The 15,969-nt window shown below is 42.3% G+C and carries 15 protein-coding genes; 2 read left to right on the plus strand and 13 right to left on the minus strand.

Features of this window, described 5'->3' with window-relative positions; all coding sequences use genetic code 11:
- Positions 1-435 precede the first annotated feature (435 nt).
- The 5 genes from H9L11_RS08035 to H9L11_RS08055 form a co-directional block, all read right to left on the minus strand.
- The gene (locus tag H9L11_RS08035; RefSeq protein ID WP_205390661.1) at positions 436-858 is read right to left on the minus strand and encodes a hypothetical protein; all 423 of its coding nucleotides are present in this window, start codon (positions 856-858) and stop codon (positions 436-438) included.
- Positions 859-1,157: 299 nt separating this feature from the next.
- Positions 1,158-1,970, minus strand: a complete 813-nt coding sequence (locus H9L11_RS08040; protein ID WP_205390662.1) for a TIM barrel protein — start codon at positions 1,968-1,970, stop codon at positions 1,158-1,160.
- Positions 1,971-2,082: 112 nt separating this feature from the next.
- On the minus strand, positions 2,083-3,720 hold the full coding sequence (locus tag H9L11_RS08045) for a hypothetical protein (RefSeq protein WP_205390663.1): 1,638 nt from the start codon (positions 3,718-3,720) through the stop codon (positions 2,083-2,085).
- 115 nt (positions 3,721-3,835) lie between these two features.
- Entirely contained in the window at positions 3,836-4,153 is a 318-nt protein-coding gene (locus tag H9L11_RS08050; RefSeq protein ID WP_205390664.1) for a hypothetical protein, read from the minus strand.
- A 6-nt stretch (positions 4,154-4,159) separates the two neighbouring features.
- Entirely contained in the window at positions 4,160-4,918 is a 759-nt protein-coding gene (locus H9L11_RS08055) for a helix-turn-helix domain-containing protein (RefSeq protein ID WP_205390665.1), read from the minus strand.
- 400 nt (positions 4,919-5,318) lie between these two features.
- On the opposite strand from H9L11_RS08055, the gene H9L11_RS23520 reads away from it, so the two are divergent.
- Together H9L11_RS23520 and H9L11_RS08065 are read left to right on the plus strand one after the other, a co-directional pair.
- On the plus strand, positions 5,319-6,164 hold the full coding sequence (locus H9L11_RS23520; protein WP_240199922.1) for an N-acetylmuramoyl-L-alanine amidase: 846 nt from the start codon (positions 5,319-5,321) through the stop codon (positions 6,162-6,164).
- A 49-nt stretch (positions 6,165-6,213) separates the two neighbouring features.
- Positions 6,214-6,552 carry a hypothetical protein gene (locus H9L11_RS08065; protein ID WP_205390666.1) on the plus strand — a complete coding sequence of 113 codons (339 nt, stop codon included), beginning with the start codon at positions 6,214-6,216 and terminating at the stop codon, positions 6,550-6,552.
- A gap of 97 nt (positions 6,553-6,649) precedes the next feature.
- Here H9L11_RS08065 and H9L11_RS08070 read toward each other — a convergent pair whose 3' ends face one another.
- The 8 genes from H9L11_RS08070 to rfbC all read right to left on the minus strand — a co-directional run bounded on the left by H9L11_RS08070 (position 6,650) and on the right by rfbC (position 15,963).
- Positions 6,650-7,507 carry a hypothetical protein gene (locus H9L11_RS08070; protein ID WP_205390667.1) on the minus strand — a complete coding sequence of 286 codons (858 nt, stop codon included), beginning with the start codon at positions 7,505-7,507 and terminating at the stop codon, positions 6,650-6,652.
- A gap of 48 nt (positions 7,508-7,555) precedes the next feature.
- Complete coding sequence (locus H9L11_RS08075) at positions 7,556-10,645, minus strand: rhamnan synthesis F family protein (protein WP_205390668.1); 3,090 nt, start codon at positions 10,643-10,645, stop codon at positions 7,556-7,558.
- Positions 10,646-10,665: 20 nt separating this feature from the next.
- Complete coding sequence (locus tag H9L11_RS08080) at positions 10,666-11,562, minus strand: NAD-dependent epimerase/dehydratase family protein (protein WP_205390669.1); 897 nt, start codon at positions 11,560-11,562, stop codon at positions 10,666-10,668.
- 19 nt (positions 11,563-11,581) lie between these two features.
- Positions 11,582-12,685 (minus strand): dTDP-glucose 4,6-dehydratase, encoded by a 1,104-nt coding sequence (gene rfbB / locus H9L11_RS08085; RefSeq protein ID WP_205390670.1) that lies wholly within the window; start codon positions 12,683-12,685, stop codon positions 11,582-11,584.
- Between the two features lie 80 nt (positions 12,686-12,765).
- On the minus strand, positions 12,766-13,662 hold the full coding sequence (gene rfbD / locus H9L11_RS08090; protein WP_205390671.1) for a dTDP-4-dehydrorhamnose reductase: 897 nt from the start codon (positions 13,660-13,662) through the stop codon (positions 12,766-12,768).
- The gene (locus tag H9L11_RS08095; RefSeq protein ID WP_205390672.1) at positions 13,640-14,545 is read right to left on the minus strand and encodes a glycosyltransferase family 2 protein; all 906 of its coding nucleotides are present in this window, start codon (positions 14,543-14,545) and stop codon (positions 13,640-13,642) included. The genes rfbD and H9L11_RS08095 overlap by 23 nt, the downstream gene beginning before the upstream one ends.
- A gap of 8 nt (positions 14,546-14,553) precedes the next feature.
- Positions 14,554-15,375, minus strand: a complete 822-nt coding sequence (locus H9L11_RS08100) for a glycosyltransferase family 2 protein (protein WP_205390673.1) — start codon at positions 15,373-15,375, stop codon at positions 14,554-14,556.
- 42 nt (positions 15,376-15,417) lie between these two features.
- Positions 15,418-15,963, minus strand: coding sequence for a dTDP-4-dehydrorhamnose 3,5-epimerase (gene rfbC, locus H9L11_RS08105; RefSeq protein WP_205390674.1), 546 nt, complete (start codon positions 15,961-15,963; stop codon positions 15,418-15,420).
- Between the last annotated feature and the right edge of the window lie 6 nt (positions 15,964-15,969).

Here is a 15,969-nt window from a genome sequence, read left to right on the forward strand (position 1 = left end):
GAGGCGCAGCCGAGATCTATTAAGTTTCCAATTTTACTGCTTGGAACAATACCTGATGCGTATCGTTGTTTCAAGATAACTCATTCAAAGCGATCTGCTTTTAATATTATCTTAACAACTATGGACAACTCAATTTCTTGCCTGAAGGTGAGCAAAACGCATGCTAGCGAAAGGAATTCCAGTATGAGGTGGTATGCGTTTAATCATGGCCGGTATCCATGTCTCAGCATGTATTTTCCTTGCAGGAACGTTTGATATAGCCCATCAACTGAATGAATGCGGGAAACATGTTTTCTAAATCAACACCTCTCCCAACTCATTGTGCTTATAAAGCTCACCTTGTCCTTGTTGGTATCAATTATCGCAACCAATTTTAGTTGAACGGCAAGTTAAAGCAGGTGAGATGTACCCATATCATTGGGTACGGAAGCTTGCTCAACGTACACGTGTCTTTTTCAACAATTCAATTCTAATAACTTCAACCAATACGTCAATGCTCATGGCAAAAGTGACAGGTGTTGTATTCACTTTTACGTCGTTGATGTACATATCCGCTAGGGTGGGAGCAAGAGTATGTTGTGGTAGGTCTGGGCAGGTTTCGAAAGCACAGTTTGAGGTAGGAAGACCTGCTTGAGCTAGATCTTCTCTTGGTTGATCCGCCATGACCTCACAAAACAGCCTGTCTCCCTCTTTAAACGCTATATGTACAGGTGCTGAGGGATTAGCTTCATCATAGGCCCAACCACGGACTACATGATTGCAACTGGTATCCAAATGGAAAACAAAGTGATGTTCAACTTGTGTATCATCAGCTGAAACTTTAGCCTTTGTTGGTGAGAATAGTTTTTTTATCGACATGTATGTTGCCCTGTTTATCTTAATCTGCGCCAGCAGCAAACCGTATGCTGTTAGCATGGCACTATTTACTAAACAAACAAAATGAACATTAGCATTATGTGATATTTATTCACAAAATCATATGCTTGATGCGGTTGATTCTGTGACCGTTAATCGATTCAGCTATCACCGATAAATCATGAACACGCTCGCCAATAAAGGCTTCTCAGAGCCGTCACAAGGTACTCTAAATCCGTCGCACACATCGCTCTTTTGTGCTTGATTCTCGCTTTTTTTGCATCGTTAGTGCGCTCAGTGGTTTAAACGCTATTTCTGTACAACTGGGTAAAGGCCTTCAGTGAAGAGAGAAATCCAAATGGCGAAAAATTCTTTTCTCCCATTTCGAGAACGATCCACTTGCCATTGTAGAGTTGTTGAATTTCGTGACTGAGGACGACATTAAAGCCAGAGGGCTGAAAGAAAAAGCGCAAATCAGGCTCTGAAATATGTAGGTGCTTAGCAAAGGCTAGGGAGTGGCGATAGTTTGCGGATATCAGGTCGCTGGCAAGGAATTGGTTCGCGGTATCAAACTGCAATACCAAACTTCTCGAATTTACCTGTTCAACCAGATGCTTACATTGAGTTAGGTTGTGCAGGCAATCGGCACCGTAAGCTTTTGGGATTGGTTCCAGGGCTAAGGCCTTGCCTTTTTCTGCAAATATTTCGGCGACTTTAGCAAACAACGCTTCTAATTCCTGTTGTTCAGGGACTGGCGCTGAGCGCAATTTGGCTGCTCCGAATACAGCGTAATCCGCATCGAGATCAACTAATAATGACGCCACTGTTGAACAATGCTGAAGAAATATCCGGCTTTGCTCAGGATGCAGAGATAGCGAAGGAACGCCAAAGGTAATGCCCTGCAGTGAGCTTACCCTAAGGCCATATGCTTCAATATGACGCTGGAACCTCCTGATATTTTTGGCGGTGATGTTTTTCCAATCGCCAAAAGCTTTAGTTGGTGCCACTTCTATCGCACCTATATTGTGCTCGGCTAAGGCGTTATAGCACCAGTCTGCATTCTCTGCTGGCCAGGCAAAATTACTAACACTTAGCCTGCTTTTTATATTTTTCATCGTGATCTAAGAATTATTCCACAGTTTCTAGTTTTAAAGCCGTGTCTCTAATCAAATCCATTTGTGCTTGTGCTACGGTCATGAACGAATCTCATTAAAGTCGGCTATTTCTTTAACACTGCTCAAAAACTGGATGCCAGTGTTGCTCACAGCGTATTAGTAAATCTGACTCTGCGGCGGCGGTGGGGATAGTGTGCGTGACAGATGCCAACCAGGCAAATCTATCTTTATCAGCCAATTTCAACGCGACACTTTGCAAGTAAGCATCCAGCCCTGCTTGCACATCGTTCAACAAGGTTATGCGGCTTTGTAATGCAATGATCGCCGAGTGGCTTTGATCGGCCTGGTTGAGTATCACTTGCGCTTGCTCGATCTGTTGTTGGCTTAGCAGGCATTCTACATAATGTTGAATGAGCGGGATTTGCGGACCAAGTTGTTCTATAGCGTGGTGATAAACCGTTAATGCTGCTTCGGGCTCTGCTTTGGCCATGTGCCAACGCGCTTTACTAATATAAAAGTGCGGGTTGTTCGGGTTTTCTTCGAGCGCTTTATCTAAAAAATGCTGAGCTTGTGTATCTGCCCCGAGTGCCTGATAACAAAGCCCTATTTGCATGCTAACAAAAGGAAAATAGAACCCGAGTAGCTTAGCGTGACTGTAGTGTTCAATGGCTTTCTGATAAGCGCCATCTTGCTGATATAGCCTTGCTAACTCAGCGTATAACTTGCCGCTGAGCGGAAAGCGCTGTTGAAGCAGTTGTTCCAGAGAATGTGCGATAGTCGGGGTAAAGGCCTGCCCTGCGAGTTTAGCCAACAAGCTGTCTTCATCAAGTTGCGACAACTCCGATATATCGGCGGGTTGCTGAAATGTGTTTTGCTCATTCTGGACACCATCGTGCTCGGCTTGTTGTTTGCAGGCGCTTTGATAGGAACCAACAAATGTCTCTGATAGCGAAGCCGCTGGGTAATATATAGGCGCTTCTTCTTCGGCGCGAAAATCTGTTAAGGCCAAAAGCTGTTGCCAAACGGCTTCTAACTCTGCTTGCAGCGAGAAAGAGAGTGATTCTTTCACACTCATGCAAGCCTTGTCTCGCAATAAAGTTTGGTCAAAAGGGCTTACTGTTGAGGTATCTAATGTAAAGCCAAAGCGTTCGTTCAGAGTATCAATCAGTGGTGCACCTTGAAACAACCCGCGTTGTGTGGCTATCAAACAACGTGCTCGGTGCTGCTTGGCAAAGGAGAGCAAGCGACGATTGTAGGCCAGCCACATTTTGGCCGCTAGTTCAGGCTGTTGCCAAAAAGAGGCTGCAACTGCTGGAGATAAATTATGTGCAAGATCTCGGCTTTCGCGGTGTAATAGCGACTCTAAGCAACTGCTCCAGTGGCGAAGAACCAGCAAAAAGTAGCCATTCTCTCCCAACGCTTGTTGCCACTGGGGCAAAAATAAGCAGGCACGCGGGTCTTTGACTCCCCAATGGGTATTTTTGGAATGGCGCAGTTCGATATACTCATCGAGAAAACGAGAGTGAGAATGCAAAGCAACCTCGTCGTGGAACTGCCAAGAGGTGCCGGCGTTTGCTAATTGCTCATCATGTAAGCGTACCGCAGGCCAATCTTCATAGTGGCCGCGCACATTCCCCACTGTGTTTCCCATCAACTCATAGCCCATATTGAGACCAGCATGGTAAAGGTAACTGGCTGTCGCCGATGTGGCGCTGCGGTGAAATCCGGCGCAAATGAGCGTTTTATGCATGAGTACTCCTTTCTCGCATGGAAAGCTATTGAGGGTGGCAGATTGAAAATTTGAGAATGTATACTCAATTATCCATTTCTGTCAGATAATTAAAAGGTATTGAATGCGATTTCTCTTACTCTGGAGACATTTTCTTACCCACCCAGCGCGATATTAAGCTCTGCTTAAAATCTTGACCACCTAACCGGTAATAATACTCACCGTCAGCACTTATGGTGCGGGTAATTTCAATTACTAAGTTGGCATTCCGCAGCAAAGAGATAAATGTTTTTTGATTGTGAATGTCCAGTGCGTTCATTAGTTTTTGTTGGCTGATCGGGTAAGGGAATGCGTTCAGGCACACACGCAACAAATCATGTGGCCGGCCTGATGCTCGATCTACATATTTTGTCAAGATTTTCCGCTGTTCATCCAGTGAAAGATACCAATCCATCGCCGCTCACCTCTCTTGTTTTTGCGCAACAATGGCTTGGATGCGGGCCTCTATCGGGTGTTTGTTTTCTCGATTTTGGTAGTCAGCAAAACAGCGTTCGAGAATCTCTGGTCGTTTGCCATGATGATCTGGGAGAGCCACACGCTGCTTTATATGAACACGATTGGCATGACTTTTCGCCGCACCTCGCAGCCAACTGTTGATAAAATACTTGATGGTTTCTCGTGATCTGCGCTTTTTTTCATTGAGATAAAGCCACATGCGCATTGCTTGCAATTCTTGCTGTACATCCAACGCCGGATACGTTGCGACCAGCAGCTGATAAAACTCTTGGTCGATAGGGGTTTCTCCCTCCAGGGCGAGTAAGGTGATGACCGGAGGTTGCGAGTTGCCCTGCTCAAGATCATGTTTATTTTGTTTATTGGTTATGGGTGCAGTTAGTTCCTCATTGAGGGTAGGAGTGGAGGGTGGGGCCAACGAGCAAGGCCCGTTGCTCTGGGGTGAAAACTGCAACTGAAAAATGTTGCTCCGTTGCCGGCCATTGGCAAAGCGAGGCTGCTTTTGCACGTGACCTTGCTGTATCAATACCTTGATATGAGTTTTGATTGATCGAACCGACACATGACAACTCTTGGCTAAATAGTCGTACGAGGGGAAGCAACACCCGTGCGAATCGGCGAGATCCGCTAGAGAGATCAACAGCAGTTTAGTGATAGGGGAGCCCGTGTGAACAGAGAGGGCATGATGGAGGTAAGTTTGGCTCATGATTCGCTCCTTATGATAACCGGAGCTCTATCCAACCAGCCAAACGGTGAAACGGGACGTGTGTATAACACAAATCTGCAGAATTATTACGCGCGTTTCTACCCACTTAGCGCTTTATAAAAACAACTCATACTTTAGTTACTACTAATGTGCGAAGCAAATCTAATAAAATGATTTTATGGAAAATAAATGGCGTCAGCGTTATCCCATTTGGGCAATAACCCGCTAACGTACTCCCTGAGATGCAACTATCTAAAACCTGATTCCACTTTTCTCTCGCCTCATCAAATGCAACACGCCCTTAACTCCATTCTCAACCACATGATTTCCCCTAGGTGCATCTCGTTATTTGCGAAGAGGGGAGGGCAAAAGAGGCCAGTCGCCATCAATAAGGAGCCGCATGCACTCAGCACCATTAGAGGCATTGATTCAGCTTTACCACGCAAAAACCGCCAGTCAAGAAACGCAACATTCACCAGCAACACCAAACCATGAGGTGCTTATCGACATTGTCCGCCAAGCCGAGCGTGCTCATCCATTAGGGTTTGCCCTGTTTGAGTTGCGCTACCTTTGCTATAACGCGGCCAGTTATCAGCGGTTGTTGGCGTTTTGTCACCATGACCTAACAAAGGGAGAGAGCATGACGCAAGTTGGGCAATACGCGGAGCAGGAACTTGCTCACTTTTGTCAGCGCTTTGAAGAATACTGGTGGGCAGAGGGGCCCATGAAGAAACGTAGAGAAGGAAAGCAAGAGAGCAGAGAGAAAGGAAAACCACCAAGAAAAAAGAGAGGAGAATACTTGAAATACATCACTATTCATTGCTCGGCGACGTCACCGGAGCAGAACATAGGCGCTCGCGATGTCCGCACTTGGCACCGAGCTAAGGGGTGGCGGGATATTGGTTACCATTGGGTGATAACCCGTGAAGGCGAGCTGCAAGCGGGGCGCCCGATGACGCAGCAAGGCGCGCATGTTCGCGGCCATAACCAAGGCAACATCGGCATTTGTTTAGTTGGCGGGGTGAATGTGCAGCAGCAAGCGGAATGCAATTACACCGAGGCGCAATGGCGTACTTTGCGTGCGGTTATCGAACGCTTGCAACGCCAACGCAGTTACCCAATTGCCGATGTGTACATCCTCGGCCATCGAGATTGGCCAACCGGCCATCACAAAGCGTGTCCCTGCTTTGATGTACAGCGCTGGTGGCAAAGTCAAGCGCGTATCCTTGGCGCTTGTCGCCCCTAAACTTAGAGGCAATCCTAATCATGAACAAACTTGACAAAGGAGACATGCGATGTGGCAGCGAATTTTTGGCAGCCAAGAGCTACTCAAGCAAAGCCTAACCACTTTAAGCCAAGCCGGAGATGCGATGTTTTTTACTGATGAAGAGAAAGCTAAACACACCCTAGCGCTCTTAAAAGCCTACGAGCCATTTAAACTGGTGCAGCGTTGTATCGTACTGCTGTTTATCGTGCCCTATGTGAGTTTGCAAACCCTTGTGATTCCAGGGTGCATGCATGGACTAGAGTGGCAACCCATCAGTGAGATGATTAACGAGGCCTTTGGCTACCCGGTGCTCGCTGCTGTAGGGCTCTATTTAACGGGCGGGGTTTTACCGAAGCGTAAAGCTTAGCCAGAACACAAAGCATAAAAAAACGAGGCCAAAAGGCCTCGTCAATGTCGATAGAGTAAGTTGGATTAAATAGTGTAAGGTTATTCAGAAATAAACACTAAATTTCATAATTAAGAAGTTCTAGCTCTTTCCCGATATTATCTTTAAATATATTTAATATTTCTTTTGGGAGTTCTTTTTTCCATCTAAATAATGAGTCATTTACATTGTTGCTGGTGATGTGATCTTTGAATTGTTCACTTGGATTTGAAATTTTTGAGTAATCCAGTTCTAAATTTAACCATTCTGAAAGTTCCGATGTTCCTTCTATAGGAGAGCTCAAAAAGTCCTCATATTTAACTACAATTCGTCTATCGTCTTTTTGAACTGCGTTTAGATGAATTAGGAACTGTTTTCTCATTTGACATAGTTTTAAAGCGAAAGACTCGTCAGTATCATTTTCATTCCAACCAAAACCGTTAAAATTTCTCTTTTTATTAAAGCTTTTTATGGATAAAAACTCGTCTCTAGGATCACGAATCAAAAACAAGTTTTTTGCTGCCATATTAGAATTTACATCATTGCAAATGTCTTGCACTACTTTTTCAGCGTAGTAACATGGTTTGGAAGGGTCAACCGAATCATTGCTGTTAAGTAAGGCCTCTCTACTGAAAGCAGCCCATAGGTGTTTCAGATATCCCTCTTTCAAATTATCTCTTCGAATAATGTCTGTATTGGAGAAAGGGATACTTCCCAAACGATCAAGATTTTTGTCAAACAGGCTATCTTGGTTCCAATTTTTGTCATTGTTGAATGCTTGTGATGGCAGAGATGCTAATCTATATAGATAAGTCAAATGCCTTGTTTCACACGGATAATCACGGTCAAATATAACATTGTCGTTGGTCCCTAAAACTTGCATTAGGAGTGTAGAACCTGAACGACCAAAGCTTCGCAACATAATTGGCGTTAACATAAAAACCTCATGAAAATTTAATAAATTAGTTAAAATTGATATACAAAACTACCAAACAGTGTTTTTACTGTAAACTGTAATATAAGAATGGTCAGAGTTGTTCGCTATGTGTGGAATTAGCCTCTCAATAGCATGCATATAAGACCCATCATAAGGAAGAGGTTCCTCTTGAATAAAATGAGATAAGTTCAAATTAAATAATGGTTCTAGAGCTTCCGGTCTTGCCCAAAACATAGTGCCGAGTGGATAGATATGGGCGTGATTCATTCGACTGATGTTCATCGCGTCACAAAGCTCATCAGCAAAAGGTTTGTTAGTAGCAAAGTCAACCACATGACGATCTTCAGCAAAAACCAAACCGACTTGTTTATCTTCGAATAAACTTAGGATCTCATTTGCAGCATTTGGAGAGCCTATAAGATTTTGCAATAAATAAGTTCTCCAACGATTACCCATATTTCCATCAGTCTCAATGGATTTCTTACTATGGAAATGGCCAATTACATCATACCCAGATTGAGTTAGCTCTTCCTTAAGGTCAATAAACATTGGTGCCACATCTCGCCCGATATTTGAGACATGTTTAATGGTTAGTTTGTTTACACCACACGATGAAAAAGCCTCAGCGATATAATCATCAGATTGTGTATCACAGGTGGTCACATAAAGGTCAAACCCTGGTGGCAGACAGTTAAAATATAAAGCAAACTCGTCAGCTAAATCAGGATAGTAGAGATGTAAGTGTACTGCTGATTTTATTGTCGGCTTTCTGGTGCACGAGCCAGTAATGATTTGGCATTCGTGAGTATCTATACCATTATTTTCGACTATTGCTTGATACAAAGGAACTTGATATGGGTTGTTTGATTTAGTAATCCATTCGGCTTGAGAAAAACCTGGTTTAGGATTAACTGTAGAAATGCCTTTTAACGACATTTTAATGTAGAGTTCAAGTTCGAGTTCTTTTTTACTACTTAAAGACGTGTAATCACTGTCAAATAAGTTGCTTTGAGAAATGACGCGCTCAACTTTTGCACGTTCATCGACTAAAGTTTTAGCCTCTTCAATATAACTAAGTAGGGATGAAGTATAATTTTCAAAGCACAAGTTTTCTTTAACGATAGAAGAATTTACATTAGCAAAAGCATCTAGCTCGTGCTCAGGTAAAGTTAAATAATCACTAACCTTTTGCCCTAATTCTTCGCTATCTAAATAGGTTGCAATGCTTGCGTTGGCATTGTTTTCAAATAAAAATTCCGCACATCCGGTACTTTTATCGAAGCAAGCAACGTGAACATCCGCTTCCAAAGCGTCGATGACGACATTTGGAAAAGGATCTAAACGAGATGTAAGAACAAAACAATCCGTGATGGATAGAATATTATCTAAGTCTTTTTGATGCTCTAAGAATATAAAATCATCAGATAGTCCAGATGCTTCAACTTGGTTCTCTATCCATACTGAGTATTGTAAGTCTTTGTCTGGTTCATAACCAGCGCCAACCCAAACAAATTTACATTTTCCACGATAAGTTCTTTTAATTTTAGATGCGACAGAAACGAAAAGATCGACACCTTTGCGAATTTGTGTGTATCCGGCACCAATAATCACTTTGGTTTCAGAATCAATTTTTAGTTTTCGCTTTAACTCATCAACGGTGTAGTTTTTGCCATTGCCTTCTGGCATATAAGGAAGCTTTCCTTGTGGCAAAATGGAAATGTTGTTCGGTTCTATTTTGCAACCCATGTTATTTTTCAAATCGCGCAACATAGAGTTTTTTAGTAATTGAGCGGGAACGACAACCTTATCTGCCTGCACTACAGTAGCAGCAATTTTTCCTTTTGGTCGCGTGTATTCACTAAACTCATGCACTAAAGATACTGTGGGAATTTTAAACTCACTCGCGACTTCTAATACTGGATAAGTTTCTACAGAGTTACAAATGAAAGCTTCGATTGGATAGCGTGAAGAAATATTGGCAATGGTTTCACGAATGATTCCTTTTGCCTGCCCACGAAGGTTATCAATCAATTCAACACAGTTGTCTCTATAAGAAGCATGAACTGTAGATTCATGCATTGCAATATGAATGATATTATGAGTTTCTAGAAGTTGGTTTCCAATATTGAGTCCAACTAATGGTGCGCCAGTTGCGGAGGATTCGTGGCAAACAATCGCAATAGTTTTCTTGCTGCTATCAAAAGGCAAATTACCAGAATGAATATGATTTTCGAAATCGACTTTCAAAATACCTATTCTTCCTTCTTTGCTGCCATGTTCAAAGAAATGAAGAAGTGGATTAATGCCAATCGATTTTATATCTGGATAGGTTTCAAGATAAAACTCAGTATCAAATATATCTTTGATGACGAGATTTTCTTCCTGCCAGTTTTCTAGATAGTACTCAATGGGATCAAAATATTCATTGGGTGTTACTTGATTATATGAAAAGAAATTATCCCAAGGTAAATCAAGTTTTTCTATCCTATAATACTCATCAATAATTAATTTGTCGTATTGTCTTTGCGCAAATTCATTTAGGTTGATGATTATTTTGTCGTCAGGCTTAAGGGAATTAAACAAAAGTTCTTCTATTTCACTTTGTTTAATTTCCTTATGATTTAGACTAATTTTCTTTGCTGATTCTATTATCAAAGAAAAATCATCTTTTTCTGAAATGCTTTCTCCAATATGATTCTTAATTTTTTCCCAATTCACATTTGATTGGAAAATTTTCGTTACTAACTCCAACTCACTTTCAGTTAAATCATGAGTTTCTTCATCTTGGTTCCAAGTGTCGGAAATTTTAACGGAAAGTAATAAATTCTGATAGTCTTCTTCGCTAATTGAACCTCCCTTTAAATAAGGTTCACGCTGCTCATATATTCCTAGGCTTAAATAATGCAATAAAGGGTTTTTTCCAGAAAGAAGAACATCTCTATATTGTACTAGATATTCGAAAGTGTTAAATTCGCCTGGGATGATGAGATTTCCATTTCTCCAGTTTAATATGTAATGTAACAGAGGGTTTGTTTTCTGCTCTAGCACTCCATTAATAAACATATAGTCTTTAAAGTCTATATCGTATCCTTTTAGTATGGCATACTCTTTGATTTCTGACGCTTTTAAAATAGGCATTTTTTCTTCCGGAATTAATTTTATTTATTTAGACGACCATCTATATAGTCAAATACGCTCAAGCTGTTTTTATAAGAATTATTGCTTCTTATTTTATCTATACTCACACAGCTATTTATTACATCATAGGAAGGTCTTTTTAACTCTCTCTTGATGAGAGTAGAGGGATGTTTACTAGTTACGTAATTGACAATTTCCGAAAGATGTAAAATTTCACCTGAGCCAACATTATAAGTTCCAGTTTTATTCTCTGTCACTAGTTTCAATATTATTTCAGACATGTCTGGGGCGTAAATGAAATCCCTGCATGGGTCGCAATCAAAATAATAATTAAAATCGCTGCCTTCTATTACTGACTTTATTAATACATCTACAAATCCATGCTGTGTTTTTTCTTTGTTTCCATAAGGATTTGTTATTCGTAAGCAGAGGTAATCGTAATCTAATACGTTGGAGCAATGTCCGTAATGAATTTCTTCGAACATTTTTGCTTTACCGTACCATGATATCGGTTTAAGTATAGATTCTTCCGGATGAAGTATTGCTGACTCGGAGTCACCGTACACGGTTCCTGCAGAAGATAAATGAACGAGTTTTCTAATATTACTCCGTTCAAATACTTGGGTAAAATGTTCTACAGTTTTCCAAAATTTTTCTAAAGAGTCTTTTGTATTTTCTTCAAAATCTTTAGGTTTAAGAGATCCTGCTGCATTAATAACCGTCGGATATTCGTTGATAATCGACACTAAAGTATCTTGATCTGTCGGCTCTACAGTTACTATATTTTTTCTGTTAGACGGTTCAATAGAGATACCTATCCAAGGTATCTCTAGTCTGTCTAACTCATTAGCAATAGCTGAACCTAAGAATCCAGTAGCGCCTAGTAAAGTAATGCCTTTCGAAGTTGAGTTATACATAGATTATTAGCCAATAACGTTAGATTAATGCCTTCCACCAAGCATCGTTGGTTAAATACCATTCCACGGTTTTTTGGATACCCGTTTCAAACGATTCGGCAGGTTTATAACCTAACTCTTGATTGGTTTTTGTGGCGTCAATGGCATAACGGCGATCGTGCCCAGCGCGGTCGGTAACAAAGGTAATTAGCGCTTGCGCGTCACCTGCGGCTACTTTTGTCGCAAGTGGGTATTTGGCTTGTAATTCAAGGTGAGAAAGAGCAGGCAGTTCTGCTTCACCGGTAAAGTATTGGTTCATCAATTGACAGATGACGTTAACAATATCGATGTTCGCCCACTCGTTGTGGCCACCAATGTTGTAGTTTTCACCAATGCGGCCTTTTTCCAGTACCAGCTCAATGCCGCGAGCGTGATCTTCTACGTATAGCCAATCACGAATTTGTTGGCCGTCGCCATAAATTGGCAGAGGCTTGTCGTGCAAAATATTGGTGATTATCAGCGGAATCAGCTTCTCTGGGAAGTGATAAGGACCATAGTTGTTAGAGCAGTTTGAAGTGGTCACTTCCAGGCCGTAAGTGTGGTGGTAGGCACGCACCAGGTGGTCTGACGCGGCCTTTGATGCCGAATATGGTGAATTAGGCGCGTAGGCTGTCTCTTCGGTAAACGCTGGGTCGTTAGGCTCTAGTGTGCCGTATACTTCATCAGTCGAAACATGGTGGAAACGGTGTGGCAGCGGCGCTGAACCTTGTGCCTTTGGTTCATCGATCCATACTTTTTTGGCTGCTTTCAGTAGGCTGTAGGTACCTAGAATGTTGGTTTCAATAAACGCATCTGGTCCGGTGATGGAGCGGTCGACGTGTGATTCCGCTGCAAAATGGACAATAGTATCTAACTGATATGCTTTTAATAGCTCTTCAATGAGGTTAGTGTCGCAAATGTCGCCGTGAACAAAGGTGAAGTTTGGGTGGTCTTCTACAGAGCTTAAATTGGCTCGGTTGCCAGCATAAGTGAGAGCATCCAAAACTACGACTTTGTCTTGTGGATGATTCGCTAGCCAATAAAGTGCATAGTTAGCGCCAATAAAACCTGCGCCGCCAGTGACTAATAGATTACGTTGTTTCATAGTTTCTTACTGTTTTGTATTGGTTGTAACTTAAAAATGCGAGATGCGTTTATCTGGCATCTTGTGTTCTGAGTTGGTGTTTAGCCTTGAATTGCTGCTAATTCGTCCATCATCGCTGAGAGCTGTGTACGCCAATGAATGGTTTCTTTTCCGCTGGCTTTTTCTGTGCTGAATTTGTCAATCACGCTAAAGCTGGGCCTTCTGGCTGGGGTCGGGTAGTTGCTTGCTGGGATCGGACGTACTGGAATTTTCTTCTCCAACATGCCTTTTTCAACGGCAAGGTCTTGAATCGCAACAGCGAAGTCGTACCAAGAGGCAACGCCTGCATCAGTCCAATGAAGCAGGGTGGTTTCATCACTGGTATTTTGGTTGATTCCTTTTTGTTCAATCAAACACCAGATCATCTCGGCCAGTCCTTTAGCCCAAGTGGGGGTACCCACTTGGTCATAAACGATGCCAAGTTGTTCTTTTTCACTCATTAAGCGCAGCATGGTTTTGACAAAGTTGTTGCCATTCACCGAGTAGACCCAAGCGGTGCGAATAATGGTGGCATTGCCGCCAAGAACCTGGGCGATTTTCTCATCCCCCGCCAGTTTTGATGCGCCATAGACGTTAATCGGGTTGGGCTGGTCTTTGGTTTGGTAAGGGGTGTTTTTTGTGCCATCAAAAACAAAATCGGTTGAAACATGGATGAGTTGAGCATCAATCTCTTTACAGATATTGGCCAGGTTTGCTGAGCCGGTATCGTTAACGGCATAGGCCGTGGTTTGATCGGTTTCAGCTTTGTCTACGGCGGTGTAGGCGGCGGCGTTAATCACAATGTCTGGCGAAAACGCAATAAGTTGCTGGTTTACCTGGGCAGCATTGCTAATGTCAAGCTCGTCGAATCCCAGTGACAAGATATCTACGTTTTCTGGGTGAGTTCGCTCAAGCTCCCAAGCTAACTGACCGCCTTTACCGGTGATCAATACTTTCATCTTTTTTACCTTTTTTGCTTGTTATTCCATCCCATAAGCCTGTGGTCATTGCTGTGAAATGGTTTAAGCCATTGTTGTTGAATAGGCTATATAGTGTGAGCCTAATTGGCAATTTTAATAGTTCGTAAGTTTTCCAAATGAGTGGCACGTGAGCTTTTCGAAGCATCGCCACTAGGTTGCGACAGTAGTAATAGTGTCGTAGTGGCGAGTGGTTTACAATTCGCCGCCCCAAAAGAGATAAAGGTTCTACTCCCAAATGATGTTGAAGCTCAGCATTTGGATTCGTGAGCAATTGGTAGCCCAAACTGTTGGCTCTAAGCCCCCATTCAATATCCACAAAATCAATAAACAGTGACTCTTCATGTGGGCCAATCGCAGCGTAGTTCGCTAAGTTAATGAGGCTACCTGAAGTAATGGCATAAGAGACAGGGTAGAGTTTATCTTTGTGCAAATTTTGAGGTAACGTTCGCTTGATCTGCCATCTGTTTAATTGAATAAGAGCGCCGTAGTTTCCTAAGTTATTCGCATAATAGATCGGTACAATGCCAGCGGTGTTTTGATGCTTCAACGTTTCAGAGGCTTTTTGCATCGACTGAATAAAGGCTTCGTCGATTTGGCTATCTTGGTCAAACAAAAAGCACCACTGTATATTGTGTTGCTGCCAATAATCAATACCTTGATTAAGGGCGACAGCGACACCTAAGTTGTTACCATTGGCAATATAGACAATGTTGCTACTGCGCCATTTTGGTTTGTTAGGGTGTTCACTATTGTCAATCACTACCACTGGCAAGTAACGTGCAAGCCTCTCTGTATTGGCCAGAGCATCTTGGTCAGGGTGGTAGTAGACCACTACCGCTGCAAAGGATGATTTTTGCTCCATGGTTTCTACTATTGGCTTTTTTTAACTTTTGGGAAGAGTTTATCTTGTTTGCTATGCAAACAACTGCGGCTTTTATGTAGGTTAAGTAAAGCTAAGTTGTACTTAATAACACTATTTACATGGCGAAAGAAAGCACGAGACAAAAATTTATGGCTACATCGATGGCGAAAATGCACGGCAGTGACGTGGTAAAAAAAGGATATATCTTCTCCTTTCAGATTTGCTCTTCGACAAAAGTCCACATCTTCACAATACATATAGTAGCTTTCATCAAATCCTTGTAGCTCAAGATAAGTACCTGCCTTGACGATGATAAATGCACCACTTGCCCAAAACATCCCTTGAATGTGTTCTGGTGCCGATTTATCGATAACGGTACTACGGTCGTTAAAAAGATAGTTTTTTACAAAATTGATTAACGTTGGATAGCGGCGCAAATTATCGTCATAAAGCGAAAGTTTATGATCTAAATAAAGGTTAGGAGCCGCTATCTTGGGCTGCTTTTGGCGCAAAGTCTCAATAAGTTTGTTGAGATTTTCCTCGTCGATAAACACATCAGGGTTCAGCAGGATAAAGTAATCATCAGCTTGCATTCCTAACTCTATGGCATGCAGGAAATTGCGGTTGTTATTGGTTGAAAAACCAAATTCCCGATCATTGCTTAAGTAAACAACATTGTGTTTCCTACAATATTCTTCGAGTTGACTGTTGTTTTTATTGTCGCGGCAAATTACCGTCACTTTTTCATGTGATGCTAGGCGACGAATCGTGTTGAGCATGAAAATCACATTGTGATGTTGATGTGATACGACGGAAAAATAAAACTTCATAGAGCCTCTTGGCGCCTTAATCAATAAAGCACGTCTACCGGGTTAAAATTTTGGTGCTTCTACAAAGCTCAGGCCCGCTTCATCTTTTGCAGACAGTTTTGGTGGTTGTCCATCAACAAGTGGCCACTCAACGTTTAGACTTTCGTCATCCCACTTCACTGACACCTCTGCACTCGGGTTGTAATAATCGGTGCACTTGTAGACAAATTCTGCTTCGTCAGAAGTAACATAAAATCCGTGTGCGAAGCCTTCAGGAACCCAAAGTTGACGCTTATTTTCAGCAGAAAGCAGTACACCAACCCACTGGCCAAAGGTTGGTGAGTCCTGGCGCATATCCACGGCGACATCGTAAACTTCGCCTTTTACGACGCGCACCAGTTTTCCTTGGGTGTTCTCTGTTTGATAGTGCAGACCGCGTAAGATGCCATGCGCAGATTTGCTGTGGTTCTCCTGAACAAACTCACGCTCACCGCACTGCTCATTAAACAGTGTGGTACGGAAGGTTTCCATAAAGAAGCCCCGATCATCACCAAAAACTTGGGGTTCGATGATTTTGACGTCTGGAATAGTGGTGTCTATAAATTTCATGATTTT

Source organism: Vibrio sp. sp1 (genome assembly GCF_016920955.1).
Classification (GTDB): domain Bacteria; phylum Pseudomonadota; class Gammaproteobacteria; order Enterobacterales; family Vibrionaceae; genus Vibrio; species Vibrio alginolyticus.

Coding starts and splice junctions, on each gene's coding strand:
- H9L11_RS08100 (WP_205390673.1), bottom strand. CDS start 15,375: ATGAAGTTTTATTTTTCCGTCGTATCACATCAACATCACAATGTGATT.
- H9L11_RS08080 (WP_205390669.1), bottom strand. CDS start 11,562: ATGTATAACTCAACTTCGAAAGGCATTACTTTACTAGGCGCTACTGGA.
- H9L11_RS08070 (WP_205390667.1), bottom strand. CDS start 7,507: ATGTTAACGCCAATTATGTTGCGAAGCTTTGGTCGTTCAGGTTCTACA.
- rfbD (WP_205390671.1), bottom strand. CDS start 13,662: ATGAAAGTATTGATCACCGGTAAAGGCGGTCAGTTAGCTTGGGAGCTT.
- rfbB (WP_205390670.1), bottom strand. CDS start 12,685: ATGAAACAACGTAATCTATTAGTCACTGGCGGCGCAGGTTTTATTGGC.
- H9L11_RS08075 (WP_205390668.1), bottom strand. CDS start 10,645: ATGCCTATTTTAAAAGCGTCAGAAATCAAAGAGTATGCCATACTAAAA.
- H9L11_RS23520 (WP_240199922.1), top strand. CDS start 5,319: ATGCACTCAGCACCATTAGAGGCATTGATTCAGCTTTACCACGCAAAA.
- H9L11_RS08050 (WP_205390664.1), bottom strand. CDS start 4,153: ATGGATTGGTATCTTTCACTGGATGAACAGCGGAAAATCTTGACAAAA.
- H9L11_RS08095 (WP_205390672.1), bottom strand. CDS start 14,545: ATGGAGCAAAAATCATCCTTTGCAGCGGTAGTGGTCTACTACCACCCT.
- H9L11_RS08035 (WP_205390661.1), bottom strand. CDS start 858: ATGTCGATAAAAAAACTATTCTCACCAACAAAGGCTAAAGTTTCAGCT.
- H9L11_RS08065 (WP_205390666.1), top strand. CDS start 6,214: ATGTGGCAGCGAATTTTTGGCAGCCAAGAGCTACTCAAGCAAAGCCTA.
- H9L11_RS08045 (WP_205390663.1), bottom strand. CDS start 3,720: ATGCATAAAACGCTCATTTGCGCCGGATTTCACCGCAGCGCCACATCG.
- H9L11_RS08055 (WP_205390665.1), bottom strand. CDS start 4,918: ATGAGCCAAACTTACCTCCATCATGCCCTCTCTGTTCACACGGGCTCC.
- rfbC (WP_205390674.1), bottom strand. CDS start 15,963: ATGAAATTTATAGACACCACTATTCCAGACGTCAAAATCATCGAACCC.
- H9L11_RS08040 (WP_205390662.1), bottom strand. CDS start 1,970: ATGAAAAATATAAAAAGCAGGCTAAGTGTTAGTAATTTTGCCTGGCCA.